This is a genomic window from Morganella sp. BCCO 40_0007, assembly GCF_032989665.1.
In the GTDB taxonomy this organism is placed as follows: domain Bacteria; phylum Pseudomonadota; class Gammaproteobacteria; order Enterobacterales; family Enterobacteriaceae; genus Morganella; species Morganella sibonii.
Genome location: NZ_JAVBIN010000008.1, coordinates 145,797 through 162,756 on the forward strand (window position 1 = coordinate 145,797; position 16,960 = coordinate 162,756).

Below are 16,960 nucleotides of genomic sequence, written 5' to 3' on the forward strand. Positions count from 1 at the left end.
TACATAAAAATCAGAATATTAACTTTCAAATGGTGACAGTTTCGGGGAAAATGCCGAAAACCCTGTCTTATTTTAAGTGGTGGCAAAAAATGAAAAAATATAAAGCAGCTGTGGCTGCAACACTGATGCTCGCGGCGGGCGCGGCAAATGCAATCTCAATGGATGTTCAGGCCGGTAAAAAATATACTGATATTAATATCGGTGTCGGCGACCCGTACTCCGGACTGTCATTTGACGGTAACTGGGCACGCAGTGATCACCAGGGGCAGTTAGGCGGCGCACGTGCTAAATTTGCATTCCCGCTGGGGCCGGTTTCCGCCAGTGTCGGCGGTAAAGCAATTTATCTTGACCCGGAAGTGGGTAAAAAAGGAATGGCTGTTGCACCGGGTGTTGGTGTGGCATGGAGCATTCTGCCGTCAGTCCGTGTTTACGGTGAATTTTACGGCGCACCGTCAGGTCTGACATCCGGTAATGATTCTTATAAAGAAGCGGATGTGGGCGCAAACTGGACAGTATTTGCACCACTGAATGTTAAAGCGGGTTATCGTAAGATTGAAGTTGAATCTAACAGCGGCCATGAAAACCGCATTGCAGACGGCGCTTATCTGGGCGCGGGTCTGAGTTTCTGATCCCCGTTTTGCAGACAACAAAAAACCCGTTCACTGAACGGGTTTTTTTATATAAAAAACTGTTATCAGGCGTGACGCCCGCCGACAGGTAAAATCGTCCGGCCGTACTGCTCATTCAGTACTTCAGCCATTGCCAGATAAAATGCGGTTGCACCACATAAAATACCTTCATAACCGGCAATTTTCAGTAATGCGGCATTACCGGTAGCATTACCGATAACGAGCAGGGCAAATAAAATCACCAGCAGGAAGAAAACCGCACGCAGTGCGAGGTTTGCTTTCAGAGTGGCAAGAAACATAAAGAATGAGAAAATACCCCACAGTGCCAGATAAACAGCCAGGAACTCATGGCTGGTTGCCTCGCCGAATCCCATTGACGGCATTAACAGTATGCCGACCAGACTTATCCAGAAAAAGCCGTACGAAGTAAAGGCTGTCGCACCAAACGTATTTCCTTTCTTATATTCGAAAATACCGGCGATGACCTGCGCAATACCACCGTAGAAAATCCCCATGCTCAGAATAACAGAAGCCATCGGGAAGAATCCGGCGTTGTGGACATTCAGCAGGATAGTCGTCATACCAAATCCCAGTAAGCCCAGCGGGCCTGGATTCGCAATACGGTCAGAGCTCATAGAACCTCAATCAGATAAATAAAAGAGAGACACACTATTCAAAGGCGCGGATGATAAGGGGAAATGTACAGAAATACAACTATAAAAAACTGACTTTTGCAGGGTAAATGTTAAATATTAATATATTGTAAAACAAGATGTCTTGTTTACGACAGATTTGTTTAAAATTATGGCAGTTGAGGGCAGATCTGCGGTCAGGATAAAGAATCTTTTTACCGGTAATATGCGTATTCTTATTATGATTAGGCAAAATTACGATGATATGTTTTATAATCTTATATAAATGGAATAGAGGAGTGACGAATAATTTTATGGCGTTATTTGTCTGTTGCTGATATTAATAAAAATATAGTTAACCATAATGAAGCAATTACTTATTAAAAGAGTATAGCATATCGGTTAATACTTATATCTTTATATTGTGTAAATACCCTTATTCCCACATAAAGAGTAAAGGAATAATGTGAATCACTACCTGTTTAATCGGTATTGATATTTTATATGATTATAATAATCCATAAATGAGTATGGTGAAGTGATTTAATATATTTTATTACCTGGTAAAAAAGGGTGTTATTTATGCAGGTAAAAATTTATAAATTTATGTATTTTAATAGCGAAAAAGCACAAGTCGCATGATATAGTATTAACCCATAAGAAACAAAAAGTTAACAATTCGCAAGAGTAATAATGTGGATTTATCATAACTTACTGATACTAAACATTTTTGTTTTTTCCTGAAAATATTCTCCGGAATAATATGTTTTTCTTTGAACATTAAACGCAATGTGACGATAATAAATCACAGGGAATTTTAGACAATTCTTACCGGGGTGCAGTCAACAGCAATGCCGGGATGCCATACGCAAAGACAGAACGGCAGTAGTTATATTAAAAATAAATAGGCATAAATATGATTTCAGAACGAGTTAGCGACGCATATGTTTATGGCGAAATTTGCCAGGCAATCGGCAGAGCCGCTGTCCTTTTATGCAAAAGCGGTGAGCCTGTCACCAAAGAAGCCATTCAGGTGATGCTGGAAATATATTGGGAACAGCAGAACGATGATTTTATGAATGTCATCTATGAAAAAGCTATCAATGCACTGGATTGATGGTTACCAGCCCTGATTCTGAATAAAGGAGAACTAAGCCGCATAATCTCTCCCTTTTTGTGGTTGCGGTTCTCTTTTATAATGTCCGCATAATAATTATCTTCCGGGAGTATCAGGTTTCACATACGTTCTCTTTCTCAGCAGAGGTATGTATGAAATCACCACAATCCGGTTCGTTCCGCGTTTTCCTTACCCGCCATATCCGCCGTCGTATTTGTCAGCGCGGTTATGCACTGGTGCCTGAAATAAATGTACTGTGGCAGCAGCACGGCAGTTCTCTGACATGGGGGCGGCTGATATTTTTGTGTCTTGTGGTGACTGCGGGAATAGTATGGCTCTGAACGCAGTCAGAACAGCGAGAATAAAATCACCACCGGCAGTGACATCGGCCAGGTGAGCGCTATCAGCAGGCAACTGAGCAGGCGGAAAAACGGATTCGGATCTTTTGTCAGAAAAAAAGTCAGAATGAAGGAAAAAAGACCACCTGTCGCGTAGATAGTCAGTAAAATTTGTGCAGAGGACATAACGGTTACATTAGTTAAACTGATGCGGTTAGTGTACCTTACCCGCGGCGATAAATCATGACGGATCTGCTGCCGGCACCGGAATTTCTGCGATTTTCCGTGCCGGCAGCTGTGTTTTTTTACCCGGCGGATAAGAAAATGCTCCCGGAAGGGAGCAAAAAGAAAGAAAAAATAACGAAGAAATGCACGATTATCTGTTCTGATAATAATGATTAATAACAAAATTACCACACGGTTATTCCTGCCTTTATGCTAAATATCAGGCGGGATCACATTTTTACAGATTGCAATCAGACAGGGCAGACAAAAAAATTGCCGGTCAGCTGACCGGCAAAAAAATATTAAGAGCAATGTATACAATCCGGTATATAACAGATTATATAACGCTATGTTAGCGGAAACCGGTCAGCGGCGAAAGCTTTTTTTCACCGGAGTGTGTCACAGAGCAAAGTTTGGCGCGGAATCAGGCCCTGCCTGCGATGGGCAGCAGTGACCGTCTTACGGAAGCCTGCAGCTGAAGGTCGTACCCGGTTATTAAATTCGTTATTTTATTACGGGTAACCGGAATGTTTATATCTCATTTAACCGGTTTTATTATTTATTTTTATTTCCCGGATGATGATCGTTATTCTGTTTAATTAAGTTAATCTGTAATTAATGAGTGAATCTTATTTTATATTCAATCATATGTTTTAATTTATGGCGGGATAATAAAATGTGGTGGTAAATTGAAAGTATAAATAAACTAATAGAAGATAAAGTAACGGAAATCATAAGTAATTGTAGTTAAAGTGATTTTTGTTTATTTTTGATAGTTGATTATTGAGGTAATCGTTCGGATTAATCGTTGTATTAATGCGAAAAATTAACGTTAATTAATAGAGTGAAAAAAAAGGAATAAAAAAATATACAGGGAAATATTTCTTATGGTAAAGTCGGGCTGATTCTTAATAAGAGGTGTCTTTTTTTTAAACAATTACCGTCAGATATGACAATACGGATATTACCTGTCATTCGTTAAGGGGCTTGTTCGCCGCAAATCAGCACAGCAATATAAGAGGTATAACTTTGACCGATATAATTAATACATTAAACGGACTACTCTGGAACCACCTGCTCATCTATTTATTACTGGGTATCGGACTGTACTTCACATTTCGTACCGGATTTATCCAATTCCGTCACTTCGGACACATGTTCAGCGTGCTAAAGCACAGTAAGAAATCGGATAAATCCGGCATTTCCCCGTTTCAGGCACTGTGTACAAGCCTGGCCGCCCGGGTGGGTACCGGGAACCTGACCGGGGTGGCGATCGCGCTGACCGCGGGGGGGCCGGGCGCTATCTTCTGGATGTGGGTTGTCGCGCTGATCGGTATGGCGACATCCTTTATTGAAAGTACACTTGCCCAGCTTTATAAAACCCGGGACGACCAGGGGAATTATCGCGGTGGTCCGGCGTATTATATGGAACGCGGACTGAAAGCCCGCTGGATGGGCGTTCTGTTCTCAATCTTCCTGATTATCGCATTCGGGCTGGTCTTTAATGCCGTTCAGGCAAACTCGATTGCTCAGGCGTCCAAAATGGCCTTTGGCGCGGATGCCGGTTATGTCGGTGCCGGTCTGGTGGTTATCTGTGGTGTGATCATTTTCGGCGGCCTGCGCTCCATTGCCCGTGTGGCGGAGCTGGTGGTACCGGTGATGGCGGTTGCGTATCTCATTCTCGCCTTCTGGGTGATGGGACATTATGCGGAACGCCTGCCGGAAATTTTTATGCTGATCATCAAAAGTGCTTTCGGATTACAGGAAGCGGTTTCCGGTGCTGTCGGTTATGGTGTGGCACAGGCCATGATTAACGGCGTACAGCGTGGTTTGTTCTCGAATGAGGCAGGCATGGGCTCCGCCCCGAATGCTGCAGCATCTGCGGCACCATTTCCGCCGCATCCGGTTTCTCAGGGGTATGTGCAGATGCTGGGGGTCTTTATGGACACACTGGTTATCTGCAGCGCCACCGCGATGATTATTCTCTCCTCCGGTGTGTTGGACAATCCGCAGGGCGATATCAACGGTATTGAGATTACGCAACTGGCGCTGAGTTCGGTTGTCGGCAGCTGGGGTTCTGTCTTTGTGGCCGTGGCTATCTTTTTCTTTGCGTTTACCTCCATTATTGCCAATTACGCTTATGCGGAAAGCAATATGGTGTTCCTCGAGCACAAACACACCAAAGGGCTGTTTGTCCTGCGTCTGGCTTCGCTGGGTATGGTGATGTTCGGGGCATTATCAGAAATGCCGCTGGTCTGGAAAATGGCAGATTTCTCGATGGGGCTGATGGCGGTAACAAACCTGATTGCTATCCTGTTGTTGTCCGGCGTTGCATTTAAGCTGGCGAAAGATTATAACCAACAGCGCAAAACGGGGAAATTACCGCAGTTTGATATCAACCTTTATCCTGAAATTCGTAAACAGGTTGAAGACGGCATCTGGGAAGAAACACCGGAACCGCTGGTTGAACAAAAGGTTAACTGACGATAACACCCGCTTTTGCGGGTGTGAGATTGCAGACAAAGCAGGATAAAACGTGGTTTTTCCTGCTTTGTGTTATCAGCCGAAAATCAATAAATTGATTTTCCTGGTTTATTTTTACAACCTCTGTCGGTCGTCGCCAACCCCCGCGGGATTGTCAACGGCCTGACACCCGCTTTTGCGGGTGTTTTTCTGTATGGGAGAGAATAATGGATAATCCCCGGCTGAAACGGGCGAGGATAACCCGGTGTGATGTGCTTTGAACGCGGGTACATCACCACAGAGCAGCGTTCTGTGGTAACTATTCATCAATAATGAGATTTACCATGAAACAAAAACATTGGTCCGTTTGTGAACGGTTGCATGAAACGGTCACAAATCCGAATATTCATATCAAAGGCACACACAGCTATTACAGCGACTGCTGGGATAAAGGCTTTGAAGCCTCTGTTGTCCGTTATTTGCAGGGCGATGAAATAAGCCGTGACTGGCAGCTCAGCTGGAAAGTCGATGAGCTGTATATCGGGGATTATGTCTGCATCGGTGCAGAAGCTGTGATCCTGATGGGCGGTAATCATACACACCGCCATGACTGGTTCAGCCTGTATCCGTTTCCGGATATCATTGATGAGGCTTATATCGGCAAAGGGGATACCCGTATCGGTGACGGTGCCTGGATAGGCATGCGGGCGATGATTATGCCTGGTGTGACTATCGGTGAGGGCGCGGTGATTGCGGCAAACAGTGTGGTTGTCCGCGATGTGCCGCCATATGCGATCGCCGGCGGTAATCCGGCTGCCGTTATCCGCAGCCGGTTTGATGAAAATACTGTCACGGAATTACTGTCGCTGTCCCTCTATGACTGGCCGCAGGCGAAGTTTGATGCGCTGAGACCGCTGATTTGCTCCGCTGATCTGGCCGGGCTGAAAGCGGCATCAGAACAGTATGACAAGGCGCAAAACAGCACTCAACCGTAAATAGATGATTGAATACCCGCCGCGGCGGGTATTTTTTACCGTGCGTTTTCAGCTGCCTGTTGCTCCCGCTGACGGGCGCGTTGCAGTGCCGGACGCTTTTCCAGTGCCTCAGTGTAGTGCACAAGATCCTCTGACAATACAAAACCCAGCATCATGGCCCAGCGTGAGATATGAAATAAGAAAATATCCGCCACAGAAAAATCATCGTTACACAGCCATGTTTTTCCGCAGATCTCTTGTTCAATGACTTTAATTGCCCGCAAAAAATCCGCTTTTGCCGGTTCGATAGCAGCCGGTTGCCGCATAGCTTCCGGTAAGACCACGGCATGTCTCAGTATGATCCAGAGGGGGCTTTCCAGTTCCGAAATAATATAGGCGAGCCATTGGTTTACTATGGCCTGTTTTTTTATATCCTGCGGGTAAAAACGCCCGTTACCGTAAGTTTGCGCGAGGTAAATGCAGATGGCGGAGGATTCAAAAATGACCAGCCCGTTATCAGACAGTGCAGGGACTTTCTGATTTTTACCCGGAATCTGTTTTCCGGCAGACATTACATCGGCAAAGTGACACTGATAATCAAGACCCAGCTCTTCCGCCATCCAGGTGGCGCGGATGGAGCGCGACTTCGGGTAAGTGTAAATATCCATTTCATTATCCGCGTGAATAAAAATCCAAAAACCTCATGATGATTCGTTTTCAGAGCATAGCACTACCGCAATGAAGTCGTCATAATATACTGCTGTGACATAATGTTCGTTATGAATAATACGGTCGTGATATTCCCGGAAAGGGGCTGTACCGGCACAGTGCCGGATAAAATTGTACAGGATAAAGAAAGATGTGGCGTAGCGTGTGTCTGGTGTGTGCACTGATACTGACAGGATGCAGTAATCAGAGCCGGTATATTGATCATGGTGAATTTATTGTCGATCAGCGGAATATCAAAGAGCCGTGGTTATCCAAACCGAATAATTATCTGGTTTTTCATTATACCGCGCTGAATGATGAGGCATCGCTGCGGGTGCTGACCGCCGGCGGGGTGAGTGTTCAGTATCTGGTGCCGACAATCCCTGCAGTGCGTGACGGTAAGCCGGTGGTATTGCAGCTGGTGCCGGAAGGCAGTGAAGCGTGGCATGCCGGAAAGAGTTACTGGCGCGGCGAAAGCAGCCTGAATAAAAGCTCAGTCGGCGTGGAGATCGTCAATCCCGGCACAGTGAAAATGTCTGTCGGGCAGCGCTGGGTGCCGTATCAGACTGCCCAGATAGACCTGATTGTGAAGCTGGCACAGGATGTGATCGCGCGGCATAACATTGCACCGCAAAATGTGGTGGGACACAGCGATATTGCACCGCAGCGTAAACTGGACCCGGGGCCGATGTTCCCGTGGGAATATCTGGCGAAACGCGGGATCGGTGCCTGGCCGGATGCATCTGATGTAAAACATTTTCTCGGAAACCGGCACCCGTCGGATAAAATCAATGCCGGAGAGTTACAGCAGGCACTGAAAAAATATGGCTATGAAATCACCGTAACCGGTAAAGTTGATGGTAAAACCCGCAACGTTATCAAAGCATTCCAGATGCATTTTCGCTCTCATAAAGTAAACGGTGAGGCGGATGCGGAAACACTGGCTCTGGTGAAAGCCCTTCTGAAAAAATACGGCGCACAATAACCCTGTTATCTGTCAGGTGAAAAATCATGCTGTTTTGTTATGGTATGAGCATTCACAGGATCAGCACAACAGGAGTGGCAGAATGAAAAAACACATTCTGAGTGCCGGCAGGCTGATTGGGCTATCCGGTATTATTTTTTTCTCACTGATAACAATGGCAACAGGTATGACAAAAACAGACAGGCCTGACCTGGTTAGCGCAGCGGAAAAGGGTGATCTTAATACGGTTCAGCAGTTAATCGGACAGGGCGGCGATATTGAGCAGCGTGACAACCGCCTGCGCACACCGCTGATGGCAGCAGTACACGGTAACCGCACAGAGGTGGCCCGCTATCTGATAGAACAGGGTGCTGATGTGAATGCCGCAGATGCTATTATGGACACGCCGTATTTATATGCCGGTGCGCGAGGATTACAGGATATTCTGGAAATGACACTCAGTCACGGGGCCGATCTGAAAAGCACGAACCGTTATGGCGGTACTGCGCTGATCCCCGCATCAGAGCGCGGTCATATCAAAACCGTGAAGACACTGATTGATGCAGGAGTGAATGTTAATCATGTTAATAATCTTGGCTGGACAGCGCTGATTGAAGCGATCATTCTCGGTGACGGCAGTCAGAAATATGCGGATATTGTCACTTTGCTGATAGAGGGTGGTGCAGATGTTAATCTGCCGGATGCCGCCGGAGATTCACCACTGACTCTGGCAAAGCGTCATGGCTACCGTAATCTGGCTGCTATTCTGGAACGGGCGGCGGCACACTAAACAGTATCATAATAAATAACGGCATAATAAATAACGACATAATAAATAACGAAAAAAAGCCCGGTCAGAGAACCGGGCTTTTTACATCATGCGGCCGTATCCGGCTGCATTTTTGCCGGTTTCATATTGCCGGCAACGAAAGAGATGATAAAGGCAATCACGCCCGGCAGTAACCAGCCGATCCCTTCCTTAAACAGCGGCATCCGGTGTAGCACATCCAGGACGTTTTCACTGAGCAGGCCGATATTGTTCAGCGTGTCGAAAGCACTCATCACAACCAGCACCGCGACAGTAAAACCGTAGGTAAAGCGCGGATTACGCATTTTACGGCGGGCAAACTGCAGGAAGACCAGTGCAACGGTGGTCGGGTAGATCAGCAGCAGTACCGGGATGGTGACGCGCAGCAGAGTATCGAGGCCGAAGGTGGACACAATGGTGGTCAGCAATGTGGATACCACCACCCAGAAGCGGTAATCCAGACGGCGGTTGAATGTCGCGAAGAAATCCGCACAGGCACTGGTTACACCGACAAAGGTGGTCATACTGGCGAGCAGCACAATGCCGCACATCAGCCAGGTACCGAGCGCGCCGTAAAGGACATCGACATAGCGGGAGAAAATCTGTCCGCCGTTGGTGGCGGTTTGTGACACCATGTCACTGGTTGCGCCCAGATAGAACAGGCAGATGTAGAGTGCAGCCAGCAGGCCGACAGCAATCAGCCCGGCTTTGATGGTAATAACCACCACTTCCTGCGGCGAGGTGATCCCGCGTGATGCGAGAGCACGGGCAACAATACCGCCGAACGCCATTGCGGACAGCACATCCATGGTCTGATAACCATCAACAATGCCGGAGAAGAAGGCAAAATCCACATACTGATTGATCGGTTCATTGATCGGCGAAAGCGGCGTGCGCACCACAGCGATACCCACGGCAACCAGGAGAAACAGCAGTGCCGGGGTCATGAATTTACCGATAGCACTGATCATCGTTCCCTGTTTAAGCATAAAGAACATGGAAACGAAGTTAAAGACAAAGGCAAAAATCAGATGGCTGGCCGTGCTTTTCTCAACCAGACCAAGCGGCAGAAAACCCAGCTCATACGCGGTATTGGTCACACGCGGCATGGCGAAAGTCGAGCCGAGGATCAGATAGAGTGCCACCCAGAATGTCACTGAAACCCAGCGCGGCAGATCAACTGACAACCGCTCACCACGGCCTTTGGCCGCAACGGTAATCAGGGTGATAAACGGCAGAACCACGCCGGTGACGATAAATCCGAGGGAGGCACTGAACCAGTCAGTCCCTGAGTGATAACCCGCCATCGGCGGAAAAATTATGTTGCCCGCACCCAGGAAAAGTGCAAAAACCATCATCCCGAGAACGAGCATGTCTTTTGTTGAAAACATAAAACAACCTGTACATGTTAAAATTAAATACTGTGATTTAGTTATTTTTTAAATGAAACAGTTAAAATAGTAACAAAATGCAGGTTGATTGAAAGACTCAAAAGAGTAAACGGGACAAATCCATTAATTAGGGGAATTTGAAAAAATATAATCCCGGTCACACAAACTTTTCTATGGCAGCAGCCACACCATCCTCATCATTAGAGGTCGTCACAAATCCGGCTTTTTGCTTAATGTGGTCAGCCGCATTGCCCATGGCAACACCCACACCGGCGTACTCCAGCATAGAAATATCGTTGTTCTGATCGCCGATGCACATGACTTTGTCCGGTGTCAGCCCCAGTTTTTCGGTGATTAGTGCCACAGCCCGGCCTTTGGTGGCATTTTTTGCAGAAATCTCCACAAAATGCGGTGCTGTCCGCAGAATATTGTAGCTGTCAAATGAAACCTGCGGGATATAACCGGCTGCTTCATTCAGACGTACCGGGTTATCAACCATCATAAATTTGCTGAACTGCATTTCGCTGTCCATTTCCGCCAGCGGACAGTAGTGCAGTGGTGTCTGAGTCAGGTAAGCATCCATCAGGGTGTAGTGGCTGATATCGCGGTTGGTGGTAAACATCTCACCATTACTCAGTACATGGAAATGGACGTTTATGTCGCGGGCCAGCGCCTCAAAATAGCGGTAATCCTCAAAATCCATCAGCGTTTCAATCACCGGTTCGCCGGTTTCAGCATCGTGAATAACCGCGCCGTTATTGCTGATGCAGTAATGATCTGCCTTATCCAGCCCGAGTTCCCTCAGATAGGGCAGAATACCGTTAAACGGGCGGCCGGATGTCAGGATGACATGCAGACCTTTTTCTTTTGCGCGGGTAACAGCAGCACTGACTGCGGGGGTAATCTGATGGTGAGCATTAAGCAGGGTGCCATCGAGGTCAATGGCGATAAGTTTTACGGACATGCTGGCTCCTGAAACAGCGGAATGCACCACTGATTGTACTGCGGCAGGGATTTGTCCTGCCGATCTGAATGCTGAATATGATAGTTGAAATCATATGGCTAAATATAGTTCTGTTATTAATTGTTTAAGTTGCCTTAGTTACAGTCATGACTGAAATGCCACGGCTCTTTGATATCCAGGGTGATATCAGGATTCTGGCGGTAGTCGTAGGGGGTGATGTTATATTCTTTGCGAAACATATAGGTAAAATGAGATTGCGACCCGAAACCGAAATCAAGGGCAATATCAAAGATAGTCTGTTCACTCTGGCGCAGGGCGTTAACAGCACCGGCCAGACGGCGCTGACGAATGTACTTGCCGAGAGAGATGCCGGCAACTTCTTTGAAGATCTTCTGCATATGCCAGAGCGAGTACCCGGAATAGGCAGCCAGTTCTTCGAGGTGGATAACACGACCCGTGTGGTTTTCTATCCATTTACTAAGAGCGCATACAAGTGCGACGTGATTATCTTGCGGCATGACGATTTCGACTCAGTTTCAGGGTTTTCCAAGTATACAAGTTTATTTCATTATGACAAAACAGGGTGTTATCTGTTTATGCGCTTCCTGCTGATGAAATGAATTTTTTTGTGAAACAGCACCCTCTATCCGCTAAAGTATGTGGCGATACCGGAATGTAACGAACTCTTTTAAACAGGTATAAATCAGATGAAAATAGGCAAAACATGAAAAAAATCATAATTATCCTGCTGCTGATTGTCGCCGGTGTGTTTTTTTATATCGCGGCCCTTGATAAGTATTGTGATCAGCGCGAGGATTTTATGCTGGGAATCTGTGAGATTACGAAATTTATTCCGTCAGACAAGGGCTGAGTTTTGCCTTTTCCCTCTGATTATCTTGTTGCTAACGGTATTCAAGGCAGCAAAATGATGTTTTAATAACGGCCTTAAACTTTTCAGGATGCAGCGATGCACAACGCAGAATAATAATATAGCCGTTACAGAGGATATAATGTCAGAAGTACAGCAGGAGCAGACGCTCAAGCGCGGTTTAAAAAACAGACACATACAGCTTATCGCATTGGGTGGTGCTGTGGGGACGGGGCTGTTTCTGGGAACAGCAACAACGATTCAGATGGCGGGGCCTTCTGTCCTGCTCGGCTACGCAGTTGCCGGGTTTATTGCATTTCTGATCATGCGCCAGCTTGGCGAAATGGTGGCGGAAGAGCCGGTTACCGGGTCATTCAGTCACTTTGCGCATAAATACTGGTGTGGTTTTGCCGGTTTCTTATCCGGCTGGAACTACTGGGCGATGTTTGTTCTGGTCGGTATGGCCGAACTAACCGCGGTCGGTGAGTATATTAAATTCTGGTGGGACGTCCCGACCTGGATTTCTGCCGCTGTTTTCTTTGTGCTGATCAACCTGATAAACCTGGTGAATGTTAAGGTTTACGGGGAAACTGAATTCTGGTTTGCCATGATCAAAGTGGTGGCCATTCTCGGTATGATTGCCTTTGGTGCCTATCTGCTGATCAGCGGTAGCGGCGGCCCGCAGGCGTCAGTCAGTAACCTCTGGGAGTTCGGCGGATTTATGCCGCACGGCTGGGGTGGTCTGATCTTCGCGATGGCAATCATCATGTTCTCCTTCGGCGGCCTTGAACTGGTCGGTCTGGCTGCGGCTGAAGCGGAAAACCCGCGCTACAGTATTCCGAAAGCCATTAATCAGGTGGTTTATCGTATCCTGATTTTCTATATCGGTTCTATTACCGTTATCCTCTCACTCTATCCGTGGACAAAAATTGTCGAGAACGTCAGCCCGTTTGTGCTGATCTTCCGTGAAATCGGCCATACCTTTGGTGCGGCGGATTCGTTACAGGGAAATATCAACCTGTGGATTGCCCATGTGCTGAACGTGGTGGTACTGACCGCCGCACTCTCTGTATACAACAGCGGTGTTTACAGTAACAGCCGGATGCTCTACAGCCTGGCACGTCAGGGAAATGCGCCGTCATTCCTGCAGCGTATCAGCCCGCGTGGTGTACCGGTTAACTCGATTATTCTGTCCGGCCTGGTCACCTCTGCGGGGATACTGATCAACTACCTCCTGCCGAAAGAGGCATTTTCCCTGCTGATGTCGCTGGTGGTCACCACACTGGTGATTAACTGGATTATGATTTGTATCTCTAACCTGAAATTCCGTCAGGCGAAGATGAAAGAGGGCGTGGAGCCGTTCTTTAAGGCGCTGTGGTATCCGTGGGGTAACTATATCTGTCTCGCATTCCTGGCCTTTATCCTGGTACTGATTGCCCTGATGGAGCCGCTGCGGATTTCCGTTATTCTGCTGCCGTTCTGGATTGCTTTCCTGTGGCTGACATACCGTTATTATGAACGCCGCCGTGCAGCGAAAGCATAATCATTCTTTCAGGCAATAAAAAACCGGGGAAAATCCCCGGTTTTTTGTGTTCAGTAAGACTTAAAATTGCCAGCGGGCCCACATAAACAGGACGTTACCGTTATTGTAAGTACCCGGAATGTAGGTCGCCTGAATCGCCAGACGGTTATATTCCACGGAAGCCAGCGGCAGCGGCACCGGGATCGGAATATAGTGATAATCATCCCGCGCGGTCACACCAATCGTAAAGCCGACACCGGCTTTGAAGCCATCCTGCCCCTGCGGCATCCACATCTTCTGGAATCCGTAACCGACGATAGGCTCCCATTTGTTGTGTGAATCCTTAAATGCCATGGCGTACAGACTGTGCCAGTCGTTATCCTCATCATAGTAGGATTTGCCGAATCCGGCTCCCCACGGCTTTTCATTGTAGGTATCGGTTTTTTCTTTGTCGTAGGTCAGGCGGTTATGCCAGGTCCAGAACGGAACATAGAGATCGTACTGGTCCGATTGCCAGACATTGGTGACATTGCGTTTAAATGTGCCCCAGAGTCCTTCTGAAGTTGCCGCATCATTGGTGACGCTGTCATTTTTATGTGTGTCCTGTTCCTGCGCTGCTGCGGGCTGTGAAACCATCAGCAGGGAGGTAAGCGTCAGGGCGCCGGCCGTGCTTAAAGAAAGCTTCATGAATAACTCCTGGTGTGACGATAATCATTTATCCTAAAACGATTATTCTGCTCATAACAAAGAATTCGAATTAATAGATAACAATTATAATAACATAGATTTCATATTGTTTTTATACTGCTGATACGGCTTAAATCTAAACAAAATATCAATGAAGACCGGTAATAAGCAGATTCTTAGTATGGAAATAATGAAGCAAGGCAGCTTATCGTTCTTGCAGGAAAGGAACAAAGTTGTAATTTTTTTATATGTTTAAACACAAGCGGTTATCAATTTTGCGTATAAATTTATCGGAACATGTTATTAATATTTCTAAATATGTGCACCAGATCTTCCCGCTGAAAAAATCGCTTGATTTCCGACCTGTCCTATGTGATAACTCAAATGGGTAAACGAGGTACGCTTCTGTTTTTTAAGCAGTAACGACTAGTTTGTATATCGCCGGTTATCGGCAAATTTGTAGGATAGGAATTTTATCAATGGCTAAACTTAAAGGCACCGTTAAGTGGTTTAACGAATCAAAAGGTTTTGGTTTCATCACTCCAGCTGATGGCAGCAAAGACGTGTTCGTTCACTTCTCTGCAATCATGACCGATGGTTTCAAAACACTTGCTGAAGGCCAACAAGTTGAATTTGAAGTGCAGGATGGTCCTAAAGGCCCAGCTGCTGCCAACGTCACTAAAGCATAATTATCTCCGGCAGCACTGCCTCTGATAGTTGGTTTTACCAGCGTGGTTAACGCGACAGCCTGATAGCCGTTCAACAACGAGTGTATATCACTGACGCAAATTCAGACCCTGTGCCCTTGCGGGCATGGGGTTTTTTATTGCCTGTTCTGCGGTGGTTTCCTGTCACCGGATGCGTATAATTCACTATACAGAGCGCCACAGCAAAACAGGAGATATCAGGGTGAGAATCAACGCATTAACCATTGCAGGAACCGATCCGAGCGGCGGTGCGGGTATTCAGGCGGATTTAAAAACCTTTTCCGCACTGGGCGTTTACGGCACCACGGTGATGACAGCGCTGGTGGCACAAAATACCTGCGGCGTGAACTCAGTCCATTCCGTTCCGCCTGAGTTTATCGGGGCACAACTGGATGCGGTACTGACGGATGTCAGAATTGACAGTGCCAAGATTGGCATGTTGTCTGACGGCGGCGTGATCCGCATTGTGGCTGAGAAACTGCGTCAGTACCCGGTGCCGTATGTGGTACTGGATACGGTGATGCTGGCGAAAAGCGGTGATCCGTTGCTGAAAGCTGATGCGGTTGATTTACTGATCTCTGAGTTATTACCTCATGTTTCGATTATCACCCCCAATCTTCCCGAAGCGGCCGCGTTGCTGAAAACAACGGTTGCCACAGATGAAAAGATGATGCAGCAGCAGGGCGAGGCGCTGATGGCTGCCGGGGCAAACGCGGTACTGCTGAAAGGCGGTCATCTGGATAACGCCGAAAGCCCTGACTGGCTGTTTCTGTCGGAAGGCCGTCACCGCTTTACCTCTGTCCGTATCCCGACCAAAAACAGTCACGGCACCGGCTGCACATTATCGGCGGCAATGGCAGCGCTGCGGCCGCAGTGTGCGGACTGGGCGGAAACCACAGAGGCCGCAAAACAGTATCTGCACGGAGCGCTGGCTGCGGCAGATAGTCTTGAAGTAGGACACGGACATGGTCCGGTTCACCATTTTTATCAGTGGTGGTGATATCGCACGGTAATTCGTGTATATTGCGCGCTTTTCAGGGGGGAAGATATGGAAACGGGTTCATCTGTGCGTCTTAATAAATACATCAGCGAAAGCGGCATCTGCTCCCGCCGGGATGCAGACCGCTATATTGAGCAGGGATTAGTCCTGATCAACGGCAAACGTGCGGCTATCGGCTCACAAGTGGTGCCGGGGGATGTGGTTAAAGTCAACGGTCAGCTGATTGAGGCGCGGGAGCAGGATGATCTGGTTCTGATTGCCCTCAATAAACCGGTGGGTATTGTCAGTACCACTGATGAGGGTGAGAAAGACAATATTGTTGATTTCGTCAATCACAGCACCCGTATCTTCCCTATCGGTCGCCTGGATAAAGACTCACAGGGATTGATTTTCCTGACCAACCACGGCGACCTGGTGAATAAAATTCTGCGTGCCGGAAATGACCACCAGAAAGAGTATGTGGTAACGGTCAATAAACCGGTCACGGATGATTTTATCCGTGGTATGGCGGCAGGTGTGCCGATCCTCGGTACGGTAACCAAAAAATGCAAAGTGAAGCAGGAAGCACCGTTTGTTTTCCGCATCACACTGGTTCAGGGGCTGAATCGTCAGATCCGCCGGATGTGTGAACATTTCGGCTATGAAGTGACGAAGCTTGAACGTGTTCGCATCATGAATATCAGTCTGACCGGGATCCCGGTGGGCGAATGGCGTGATTTAACGGATGACGAGCTGGTTGAGCTCTTTGATGCGATTGAAAAATCCTCATCCGAAGATAAAAAAGTCAAAAAACCGGCCGCTAAACCGCAGAAGCGCGATAACAAAATCAAGGTTGCTCCGCCGGTTTATCCGGGGTCAGACAAACAGCAGAAGAAGAAAGAGAGCAGCAGCGATAATAACCGCCAGCGCTTTGCGCAGGCAGGGCGGAAGAAGAAGAAAAGATAATTATCTGTCTGCTGAAAA

At 47.3% G+C, this 16,960-nt stretch carries 19 protein-coding genes; 12 read left to right on the forward strand and 7 right to left on the reverse strand.

Annotated elements, in window-relative coordinates:
* Positions 1-89 precede the first annotated feature (89 nt).
* On the forward strand, positions 90-629 hold the full coding sequence (locus R5268_RS11510; RefSeq protein ID WP_046893342.1) for a YfaZ family outer membrane protein: 540 nt from the start codon (positions 90-92) through the stop codon (positions 627-629).
* Between the two features lie 65 nt (positions 630-694).
* Here R5268_RS11510 and satP read toward each other — a convergent pair whose 3' ends face one another.
* Complete coding sequence (gene satP, locus R5268_RS11515; protein WP_046893294.1) at positions 695-1,264, reverse strand: acetate uptake transporter; 570 nt, start codon at positions 1,262-1,264, stop codon at positions 695-697.
* Between the two features lie 913 nt (positions 1,265-2,177).
* Between satP and R5268_RS11520 the strand changes: the two genes are divergently transcribed.
* Positions 2,178-2,378, forward strand: a complete 201-nt coding sequence (locus tag R5268_RS11520; protein WP_004235196.1) for a hypothetical protein — start codon at positions 2,178-2,180, stop codon at positions 2,376-2,378.
* A 152-nt stretch (positions 2,379-2,530) separates the two neighbouring features.
* Entirely contained in the window at positions 2,531-2,719 is a 189-nt protein-coding gene (locus R5268_RS11525; protein WP_218454208.1) for a hypothetical protein, read from the forward strand.
* Positions 2,720-2,725: 6 nt separating this feature from the next.
* On the opposite strand, the gene R5268_RS11530 is transcribed toward R5268_RS11525, so the two are convergent.
* Positions 2,726-2,902 (reverse strand): GhoT/OrtT family toxin, encoded by a 177-nt coding sequence (locus R5268_RS11530; RefSeq protein WP_071243230.1) that lies wholly within the window; start codon positions 2,900-2,902, stop codon positions 2,726-2,728.
* A 1,068-nt stretch (positions 2,903-3,970) separates the two neighbouring features.
* Here R5268_RS11530 and R5268_RS11535 point away from each other — a divergent pair.
* Both R5268_RS11535 and R5268_RS11540 read left to right on the forward strand, forming a co-directional pair.
* Positions 3,971-5,425 (forward strand): alanine/glycine:cation symporter family protein, encoded by a 1,455-nt coding sequence (locus tag R5268_RS11535; RefSeq protein ID WP_054425894.1) that lies wholly within the window; start codon positions 3,971-3,973, stop codon positions 5,423-5,425.
* A 323-nt stretch (positions 5,426-5,748) separates the two neighbouring features.
* Positions 5,749-6,399 (forward strand): CatB-related O-acetyltransferase, encoded by a 651-nt coding sequence (locus R5268_RS11540; RefSeq protein ID WP_317419374.1) that lies wholly within the window; start codon positions 5,749-5,751, stop codon positions 6,397-6,399.
* Between the two features lie 35 nt (positions 6,400-6,434).
* On the opposite strand, the gene R5268_RS11545 is transcribed toward R5268_RS11540, so the two are convergent.
* Positions 6,435-7,046, reverse strand: coding sequence for a glutathione S-transferase family protein (locus R5268_RS11545; protein ID WP_317419375.1), 612 nt, complete (start codon positions 7,044-7,046; stop codon positions 6,435-6,437).
* Positions 7,047-7,237: 191 nt separating this feature from the next.
* On the opposite strand from R5268_RS11545, the gene R5268_RS11550 reads away from it, so the two are divergent.
* Together R5268_RS11550 and R5268_RS11555 are read left to right on the forward strand one after the other, a co-directional pair.
* Entirely contained in the window at positions 7,238-8,071 is an 834-nt protein-coding gene (locus tag R5268_RS11550) for an N-acetylmuramoyl-L-alanine amidase (protein ID WP_317419376.1), read from the forward strand.
* 82 nt (positions 8,072-8,153) lie between these two features.
* The gene (locus tag R5268_RS11555; RefSeq protein ID WP_317419377.1) at positions 8,154-8,840 is read left to right on the forward strand and encodes an ankyrin repeat domain-containing protein; all 687 of its coding nucleotides are present in this window, start codon (positions 8,154-8,156) and stop codon (positions 8,838-8,840) included.
* An 86-nt stretch (positions 8,841-8,926) separates the two neighbouring features.
* Here R5268_RS11555 and brnQ read toward each other — a convergent pair whose 3' ends face one another.
* The 3 genes from brnQ to R5268_RS11570 all read right to left on the reverse strand — a co-directional run bounded on the left by brnQ (position 8,927) and on the right by R5268_RS11570 (position 11,731).
* The gene (gene brnQ, locus R5268_RS11560) at positions 8,927-10,249 is read right to left on the reverse strand and encodes a branched-chain amino acid transport system II carrier protein (RefSeq protein ID WP_182106764.1); all 1,323 of its coding nucleotides are present in this window, start codon (positions 10,247-10,249) and stop codon (positions 8,927-8,929) included.
* A gap of 157 nt (positions 10,250-10,406) precedes the next feature.
* The gene (gene yidA, locus R5268_RS11565) at positions 10,407-11,213 is read right to left on the reverse strand and encodes a sugar-phosphatase (protein WP_317419378.1); all 807 of its coding nucleotides are present in this window, start codon (positions 11,211-11,213) and stop codon (positions 10,407-10,409) included.
* Positions 11,214-11,347: 134 nt separating this feature from the next.
* A complete protein-coding gene (locus R5268_RS11570) occupies positions 11,348-11,731 on the reverse strand; it encodes a helix-turn-helix domain-containing protein (RefSeq protein WP_046893286.1) in 384 nt (127 codons plus the stop codon).
* A gap of 206 nt (positions 11,732-11,937) precedes the next feature.
* Here R5268_RS11570 and R5268_RS11575 point away from each other — a divergent pair, with 206 nt between their 5' ends.
* Positions 11,938-12,084: a PhoP/PhoQ regulator MgrB gene (locus R5268_RS11575; RefSeq protein WP_025154858.1), complete on the forward strand. Its 147-nt coding sequence runs from the start codon at positions 11,938-11,940 to the stop codon at positions 12,082-12,084.
* Positions 12,085-12,223: 139 nt separating this feature from the next.
* A complete protein-coding gene (locus tag R5268_RS11580; protein ID WP_182106766.1) occupies positions 12,224-13,624 on the forward strand; it encodes an amino acid permease in 1,401 nt (466 codons plus the stop codon).
* 60 nt (positions 13,625-13,684) lie between these two features.
* Here the strand turns inward: R5268_RS11580 and pagP are convergent, their stop codons facing one another.
* Positions 13,685-14,290, reverse strand: a complete 606-nt coding sequence (gene pagP / locus R5268_RS11585) for a lipid IV(A) palmitoyltransferase PagP (RefSeq protein ID WP_182106768.1) — start codon at positions 14,288-14,290, stop codon at positions 13,685-13,687.
* 479 nt (positions 14,291-14,769) lie between these two features.
* Between pagP and cspE the strand changes: the two genes are divergently transcribed.
* The 3 genes from cspE (at position 14,770) to rluF (ending at position 16,942) form a co-directional block, all read left to right on the forward strand.
* On the forward strand, positions 14,770-14,979 hold the full coding sequence (gene cspE / locus R5268_RS11590) for a transcription antiterminator/RNA stability regulator CspE (protein ID WP_004239901.1): 210 nt from the start codon (positions 14,770-14,772) through the stop codon (positions 14,977-14,979).
* A gap of 169 nt (positions 14,980-15,148) precedes the next feature.
* Positions 15,149-15,997, forward strand: coding sequence for a bifunctional hydroxymethylpyrimidine kinase/phosphomethylpyrimidine kinase (thiD, locus tag R5268_RS11595; RefSeq protein WP_317419404.1), 849 nt, complete (start codon positions 15,149-15,151; stop codon positions 15,995-15,997).
* A gap of 48 nt (positions 15,998-16,045) precedes the next feature.
* Positions 16,046-16,942, forward strand: coding sequence for a 23S rRNA pseudouridine(2604) synthase RluF (rluF, locus tag R5268_RS11600; protein WP_107678865.1), 897 nt, complete (start codon positions 16,046-16,048; stop codon positions 16,940-16,942).
* Positions 16,943-16,960 lie beyond the last annotated feature (18 nt).

What these genes read in the sequence shown, in the direction of transcription:
- R5268_RS11510 (WP_046893342.1), top strand. Translation starts at nt 90, where the DNA reads ATGAAAAAATATAAAGCAGCTGTGGCTGCAACACTGATGCTCGCGGCG.
- satP (WP_046893294.1), bottom strand. Translation starts at nt 1,264, where the DNA reads ATGAGCTCTGACCGTATTGCGAATCCAGGCCCGCTGGGCTTACTGGGA.
- R5268_RS11520 (WP_004235196.1), top strand. Translation starts at nt 2,178, where the DNA reads ATGATTTCAGAACGAGTTAGCGACGCATATGTTTATGGCGAAATTTGC.
- R5268_RS11525 (WP_218454208.1), top strand. Translation starts at nt 2,531, where the DNA reads ATGAAATCACCACAATCCGGTTCGTTCCGCGTTTTCCTTACCCGCCAT.
- R5268_RS11530 (WP_071243230.1), bottom strand. Translation starts at nt 2,902, where the DNA reads ATGTCCTCTGCACAAATTTTACTGACTATCTACGCGACAGGTGGTCTT.
- R5268_RS11540 (WP_317419374.1), top strand. Translation starts at nt 5,749, where the DNA reads ATGAAACAAAAACATTGGTCCGTTTGTGAACGGTTGCATGAAACGGTC.
- R5268_RS11545 (WP_317419375.1), bottom strand. Translation starts at nt 7,046, where the DNA reads ATGGATATTTACACTTACCCGAAGTCGCGCTCCATCCGCGCCACCTGG.
- R5268_RS11550 (WP_317419376.1), top strand. Translation starts at nt 7,238, where the DNA reads ATGTGGCGTAGCGTGTGTCTGGTGTGTGCACTGATACTGACAGGATGC.
- R5268_RS11555 (WP_317419377.1), top strand. Translation starts at nt 8,154, where the DNA reads ATGAAAAAACACATTCTGAGTGCCGGCAGGCTGATTGGGCTATCCGGT.
- brnQ (WP_182106764.1), bottom strand. Translation starts at nt 10,249, where the DNA reads ATGTTTTCAACAAAAGACATGCTCGTTCTCGGGATGATGGTTTTTGCA.
- yidA (WP_317419378.1), bottom strand. Translation starts at nt 11,213, where the DNA reads ATGTCCGTAAAACTTATCGCCATTGACCTCGATGGCACCCTGCTTAAT.
- R5268_RS11570 (WP_046893286.1), bottom strand. Translation starts at nt 11,731, where the DNA reads ATGCCGCAAGATAATCACGTCGCACTTGTATGCGCTCTTAGTAAATGG.
- R5268_RS11575 (WP_025154858.1), top strand. Translation starts at nt 11,938, where the DNA reads ATGAAAAAAATCATAATTATCCTGCTGCTGATTGTCGCCGGTGTGTTT.
- R5268_RS11580 (WP_182106766.1), top strand. Translation starts at nt 12,224, where the DNA reads ATGTCAGAAGTACAGCAGGAGCAGACGCTCAAGCGCGGTTTAAAAAAC.
- pagP (WP_182106768.1), bottom strand. Translation starts at nt 14,290, where the DNA reads ATGAAGCTTTCTTTAAGCACGGCCGGCGCCCTGACGCTTACCTCCCTG.
- cspE (WP_004239901.1), top strand. Translation starts at nt 14,770, where the DNA reads ATGGCTAAACTTAAAGGCACCGTTAAGTGGTTTAACGAATCAAAAGGT.
- thiD (WP_317419404.1), top strand. Translation starts at nt 15,149, where the DNA reads ATGCGTATAATTCACTATACAGAGCGCCACAGCAAAACAGGAGATATC.
- rluF (WP_107678865.1), top strand. Translation starts at nt 16,046, where the DNA reads ATGGAAACGGGTTCATCTGTGCGTCTTAATAAATACATCAGCGAAAGC.